Genomic DNA, 5,974 nt, shown 5'->3' with positions numbered 1-5,974 from the left:
GCGCAGCGACACAAAAGCCACATATTCAATTTCTGATGATCAGATCGTCAACCCCAAACTCGCAGCGTACAGCAGTTCGCCGATGAAAGGGCGCTCGGAGAGCGGCGACGCGCTCGAGGCGTTCAAGACCTATCTGCTGAAGGAAAAAAATTACAAGGAGGTGATCCTATGAGCCAGGGGACCAGCTGGCTGTTGCAGATAAGCGTCGGGCCGGTGCAGGAGTTCATCGCCGCGGCGCGGCGCACGCGCGACCTGTGGTTCGGTTCGTTCATGCTCTCGGAGATATCCAAGGCCGCGGCGAAAGCCGTGAAGGATGCCAGGGCCGAGCTGATTTTTCCTGAACCGAATGGGGACCTGAAGCCCGACTCCGACCTGAACGTCGCCAACGTGATCCTGGCCCGGGCGAGCGGCGATGACCAGGCGATGAACGCCCTGGCGGAGAAGGCAAGGGAGGCCGCCGTCGCGCGTTTTAAGGTGTTTGCCGCCGAGGCCTTTGAGAAGGCGAAGCGTTATATTGTAAAGGAACGTTGGGACAAACAGATCGAAGACGTCATCGAGTTCTATGCCGCCTGGGCAGAGATCGGGACGGGGGAGGGGGCCTATAAGGCGGCCCGCCAAAAGGTGGCCCGCCTGCTGGCGGCCCGGAAGAACCTGCGCGATTTCCTGCCGCATGAGGGGGAGTTCAGGGTTCAGAAGTCCTCGCTGGACGGACTGCGGGAGAGCGTGTTCAAGGATGGAAAGGGCCCGAAGATTGCGGGATTGTGTCTGAAGGAGGGAGAGGTGCTCGACTCCGTGGGGCTCATCAAGCGTATTTCCGGGGATAAGCGTAAGCGTTTCCCGTCCGTGTCGCGCGTCGCGGTGGACCCGTGGGTGCGTGGCGTGAAGGAGGAAACGCTCCGGGCGCTGGAGCCGTATTGTGGGGCGCTGGTCGAAACGGGGGCCATCAGTGATGTGATAGGGTACGAGGCCTTCCCCTACGAGGGGACGGCTGTGCTGCTCTCCCGCCACGCCTCGATGCTGGCGGAGTGCGAGCTCAAGTACGAGCCCGAGGAGAGGGAAGCGGTCAGGGAAAAGGTCAGGGCAGCCTGCAGGGGGATCGCCACCATCCTGTCCGGCTTGAAGGAGCACGACAGGCCGCAGGAGCCCTACTTCGCCTTGCTGGTCGCCGACGGCGACCGCATGGGAGCGGCGATCTCGGAGATCGGGGACATGAAGGGACACCAGGAGTTTTCCTCGACCCTCTCGAAGTTTGCGGGGGAGGCTCGGGATATTGTCAGGAATTTCCACGGGGTCTGCGTCTACACGGGAGGGGACGACGTGCTGGCCTTCCTGCCGCTCGATACCTGCCTGAGTTGTGCCCGGGGGCTGCACGAGGCGTTTGGAGAGCTCCTGAAAGATTACAAGTCCATCAAAGATCAAAGGTCTCCGACCCTGTCCGTTGGTATCTCGATCGGGCACGCGATGGAGGACCTGGAGGACCTGCTGGAGTTCGGCCGCGGCGCCGAGAGGATAGCGAAGAAGGGCATCGGAGACGAGGCCTCCCGTCAGGGAGTCGACCGCAACGGGCTTGCCGTTGTTGTGCGGTCCCGAGGTTCCGATTCCGTCATCGTGCGCGAACAGTGGGGACGCAAAAATACGGAAGGGCTGGAGGATACTCGGGCTTTGGCCAAGGTCTCCCTGGACGAGCGCCTGCACTATTGGGCGCGTCTGTTCTCCGATGGGGCCATACCCAACAAGTTCCCCTACGAATTGCGCGAGAATGCGGAATTTTACAGGGGATGGGACCCTGGGGATGTCCTGGAGGCCGCCGTGCGGGACGACATAAAACGAATATTCCGCCGCAAAGATGTGACGCTGAGTGATGAGGAGAAAAAGCGGGTGGAGGGCTACATCGATTTGCGCCTGTGCGGGCATCGGGACATCGACAGGCTCTCGGACGAGCTGGTGATCGCTCAGTGGATCGGGTTTGGGGTTCGACAGGCGAAGGGAGGGGACCGGTGAACATGGGAGAGAGTACGAGGTATCTTCGACTGACTCCGCTGAGCCCGCTGATTGTGCGGGACTCCAGGCCCTTTGGTGCGGGGCAGGGGAACCGGGTGCGCTCGATGGACTGGATTTCCCCGTCGGTCATCGCGGGGGCCGTGCGTACCGCCGTCTGGAAGGCAAAGGATACGCTCACGCCGGATCAGCTCAAGACGATCGAGGTGTGCGGCGGATTTCCGGTCCTGAACGAGAGGATTTATCTTCCCAGGCCGCTGGATGCCCTGATTCGTAAGACAGATGAGGCAACGGGCACCACGGACGTCCTTCGCGTCCGTCCGATGGACGGGAACGCGGGCGTACGGATGCCCCATGCAAGCCTCGTCCCGTCCGCGCCGGTGGGGATGCCGGAGGAGGACTTCAAGCCGGAGTCGGGCGACGCCTTCTGGCCTTTGGAGACGATGGCGGAGTGGCTGGGATGTGAGGACGATCAGCCGGCTTCGATGAAGCTCGACGGGCTCCCCGCTCCCGTGAAGGAGGACCGCACGAACGTGACGATCCTGCCGGAGAGCGGTGCGGCGGAGGATGCCAGGCTGTTTACGACCACGGGGCTGGACTTCGTAACAAAGATCAAAGAGGGCGCGTCGAAGGGGCAGTTGGGCCAGATGCGGATCGGCGTCCGGGTGAACTTCGGCGACCAGGCCCCTTTGCCCGAGCGCTTGCTCGTTCCCCTCGGCGGGGAGCGGCGCCTCGCGGAGGTGCGGATGGCCGAAGCGGATGAGGGGTTCTGGGAGGCACCCAAGAACCTGTCCTGGACGGGGAAAAAAGGGCTTCGCATGGTGCTGGCGACCCCGGCGATCTTTGAGAAGGGCTGGCTTCCGGGCTGGCTTCGGGAGGAGGACGGGAAATTGACGGGGGAGGTTCCGGGGAGTGGGGTTTTGGTCCGGCTCGTCTCCGCCGTCGTGGGGCGCTGGAAGCCCTTGTCCGGGTGGAGCTATGAAAAAGGCAGGAACGGCCCCAAGGCCCTGCGCCGGATGGTCCCCGCAGGGAGCGTGTATTTCTTCGAGGTGTTGAAGGGCGGGGAGGGTATTGCCGATCTCTGGCTCCATTCCGTCTGCGACTGCCAGCAGGACGGGCGCGATGGATTTGGGCTGGCCCTCTGGGGTTGTTGGCGTGGCCGTGAAACAGCCTGAGATTTTTGGGCTTCGGGAAGGAGAGAACTGTGATGGATAACGTGAAGTTCGAGAGAAGATACTGGATTCATACGGTGACGCCGCTCCACGTGGGGACGGGACGGGGCGTTGGGTACATCGACCTGCCGATCGCGCGGGAGAAGGTCACGAACTGGCCCTGCATCCCCGGCTCCGCCGTGAAGGGCGTGGTGGCCGATCATTTCGGCGCCACGGAGGAAAAAAGGTCGGTTGACGGGCTTGTCCGGGCCGCGTTCGGGAGGAAGAAAGAACCGAATGCCATCGAGGCGAACAGCACGGCGGGTTCTTTGGTCTTCACGGACGCGCGGATCGTCTGCCTGCCCATCAGGAGCTTCTACGGGACGTTCGCCTGGGTCACCTCGCCCTTCTGTCTCGAACGGCTCAAGCGAGATACAAGCTTGTCCATTCTGTCTTTGGTCGTGGAATCCGCCATCGTGACCAGCAGAACCAGGCTCGTTAGGAATGGAACGAAGCTCTACCTCGAGGACCTGGACCTGGATTGCGTGATAAGCCAGGAGGCCGATGCCTGCGCGGAGCTCATTGCCAAGGCCGTCTTTGCGGACAATTCCGACTGGCAGGCCATCTTCCGCGAGAGGCTGGCGATCGTGAGCGACGATATCTTCACCTTTCTGTGCGAGGCCGGGACGGAGGTCAGCGCACACATTCGGATTGACGAGGAGTCGGGGACCGTTGCCCCAAAAGCACTCTGGTACGAGGAGGCCCTGCCGGTCGAGACCCTGCTGGCGGGGACGGTCTGGTGCGACCGCGTGTACCGCAACAAAGAAGATGCAAAGGGTGCGGACGGTGATCTGACGAAGGAGAAGCTGCTGGAGAATTTCTGCTCCAGGCCCCTCGAACTGCAGATCGGCGGCAAGGCCTCGACCGGCAAGGGGCAGGTGCGCTGCCTCTTCGAGTCACGGTAAGGAGGCCGATCATGGGTATTCGGACGAAGGAACAGCAGATGGCCCAGGCCGCATTTGAACGTGTCCAGGGCAGGAACAGCGGGTTTGAGGAGTACAGCAGTTTTGCCCTCGCGTTCCCGTCGCTGGTGCACTCCTGCGGATTGGCTCAGGCGCTGGCGTTCGCTCAGGCCAAGGGCAGGGCGGACTACCTTTCGGACTTGGAGAACGTTTTGGGCGAGGGGGGAGATCTCTGTGCGCGGAGTCGGGAGGCGGAGGTGATGGAGTATATGCGCCTCTCACGCCGCGCCCTGGCGGCCTCGTCCTGGATCAAGCGCTACTGTCAGGCGAAGGGAGGAAACTGAGATGCAGGCGCTGAGAGATGCGCTGAAAGACCTCTCCAAAGGGCAGAACGCCTCGCTGCTCCTGGCCCGTTATCTGAGGGAGACGAAACAGGGAGAGGATGAGGACAAGGAGGCCGCACAGAGGGGGCGGGACGACCTCTTTCAAGCCGCGCGCTCCGCGGTGAAGGACGAGGAGGTCCAGGCCCTCTATGCCAGGGCGTTCGAGGCGCGAAAAAATGCCCTGTCCGCCTGCTCCTCCTCGCGCACCTTCCAGACGGAGGGACGGCTCATCGCGGGGCTTGGGGGCAGCAACGTGCTTGAAACCGGCCTGACCCTGAACCCGCTCTACGGGGTGCCGATGATCCCCGGAAGCTCACTCAAGGGGCTGGCGGCGCACTACTGCTCCATGGCGTGGGGTGCGGGGGACGAGCGTTTTCGTTCTCCTGCCCTCGATGCCAGGACCCGCCCGACCCGTCAGGCGGGGGCCGTCTACGAGGTGCTTTTTGGAAAGGTCCCCCTGACAGGTAAGGAGGAGGACGCCGAGGCGGGATACCTTCGTTTTTACGACGCATGGCTCCTTCCCGATTCCCTTCCAAATTCGCTCTGCCCTGACGTCATGACGCCTCACCACAGCGGATACTATACGGGCGAGGGGGCCCCGACGGACTTTGACGACCCCAACCCGGTGACCTTCCTCTCCGTCAGGGGATCGTTTGAGGTGCGCGTGGGGTGCGAGGACCCCGACCCTGAGGTCCGGAAGAAATGGGAGAAGCTGGCGCTTCGGATTCTGGGAGAGGCTTTTGAGCGCTGTGGCGCGGGTGGGAAGACCCGGTCGGGCTATGGACGGATGAAGTGGGTCAAGTCCAAAGAGGAACAGCAGGCGGAAACGGAGAAGGCTAAGAAGGCGGAAACGGAGAAGCGCAACCTCGAGGCTGGTTTCAAGCATCCGATCGGCGAGGAGTTGACGGTTCGGTGTGATAGCGTCAACAAGAAGGGAAACAGCTCCTTTACGATAGAGGGCATGGAGGCCCGGTTCGATCCTGCTCTGAAGGTCGAAAAGGGGACCGAGGTTCTGGCCAGGATCGTGAGGACCGAAATGAAACCGAAAAAGGCCTATATTTTGGAGCGGGTTCAGAAGGACTGATCTCACGGCAGGTTCTCATTCCAACTTCAAGTCATTTGCGGGGCGGCCTTGCCGCCCTTTTCCATCTGCGGAAATAGAGTATTGATGCTTCGCCAGCGAAACAAAAATCCCGGAGCACGGGAAATTGTTGAAGGAGGGGATGCGCAGCATGGACAAATAAAGAGAGAATTCGTCAGATAGAGGAGGGGAACGTCACCGTGGCCCTGCTCCGGCTCAGAATGTCGTTGGTCGTCAGCATGTTGGTGACGGCCCTGTACAATTTGGTAGATACCTGCTTCAGGATCGTTATGCTAGGCATGTTCGTCGTCTTTGGGTTCACTCGCCCCGGGATGTCCGGAGTGAGAACGAGGAGTTTTTGACAGGAACGACAAAGCGAAGGAGAAGGCTGTCGGCAAA

The 5,974-nt window shown here is 61.7% G+C and carries 6 protein-coding genes; 5 read left to right on the top strand and 1 reads right to left on the bottom strand.

Annotated features, from left to right (window positions below):
* Positions 1–168: 168 nt before the first annotated feature.
* From cas10 to cmr6, 5 genes are read left to right on the top strand one after another with little or no spacing between them, the layout of a single operon-like run.
* The gene (gene cas10, locus SY1_RS09445; RefSeq protein WP_015556879.1) at positions 169–2,001 is read left to right on the top strand and encodes a type III-B CRISPR-associated protein Cas10/Cmr2; all 1,833 of its coding nucleotides are present in this window, start codon (positions 169–171) and stop codon (positions 1,999–2,001) included.
* Between the two features lie 2 nt (positions 2,002–2,003).
* On the top strand, positions 2,004–3,173 hold the full coding sequence (locus SY1_RS09440) for a type III-B CRISPR module-associated Cmr3 family protein (protein WP_208873588.1): 1,170 nt from the start codon (positions 2,004–2,006) through the stop codon (positions 3,171–3,173).
* Between the two features lie 32 nt (positions 3,174–3,205).
* On the top strand, positions 3,206–4,114 hold the full coding sequence (gene cmr4, locus SY1_RS09435) for a type III-B CRISPR module RAMP protein Cmr4 (protein ID WP_015556878.1): 909 nt from the start codon (positions 3,206–3,208) through the stop codon (positions 4,112–4,114).
* 11 nt (positions 4,115–4,125) lie between these two features.
* Positions 4,126–4,455 (top strand): type III-B CRISPR module-associated protein Cmr5, encoded by a 330-nt coding sequence (locus SY1_RS09430; RefSeq protein WP_015556877.1) that lies wholly within the window; start codon positions 4,126–4,128, stop codon positions 4,453–4,455.
* Between the two features lies 1 nt (position 4,456).
* Positions 4,457–5,578, top strand: a complete 1,122-nt coding sequence (gene cmr6 / locus SY1_RS09425) for a type III-B CRISPR module RAMP protein Cmr6 (RefSeq protein ID WP_015556876.1) — start codon at positions 4,457–4,459, stop codon at positions 5,576–5,578.
* Between the two features lie 172 nt (positions 5,579–5,750).
* Here cmr6 and SY1_RS12595 read toward each other — a convergent pair whose 3' ends face one another.
* Complete coding sequence (locus SY1_RS12595; protein WP_279369735.1) at positions 5,751–5,876, bottom strand: hypothetical protein; 126 nt, start codon at positions 5,874–5,876, stop codon at positions 5,751–5,753.
* Positions 5,877–5,974 lie beyond the last annotated feature (98 nt).

The sequence above is a fragment of the Fretibacterium fastidiosum genome, from assembly GCF_000210715.1.
Taxonomy (GTDB): domain Bacteria; phylum Synergistota; class Synergistia; order Synergistales; family Aminobacteriaceae; genus Fretibacterium; species Fretibacterium fastidiosum.
This window is presented reverse-complemented; position numbering and strand designations above follow the sequence as displayed.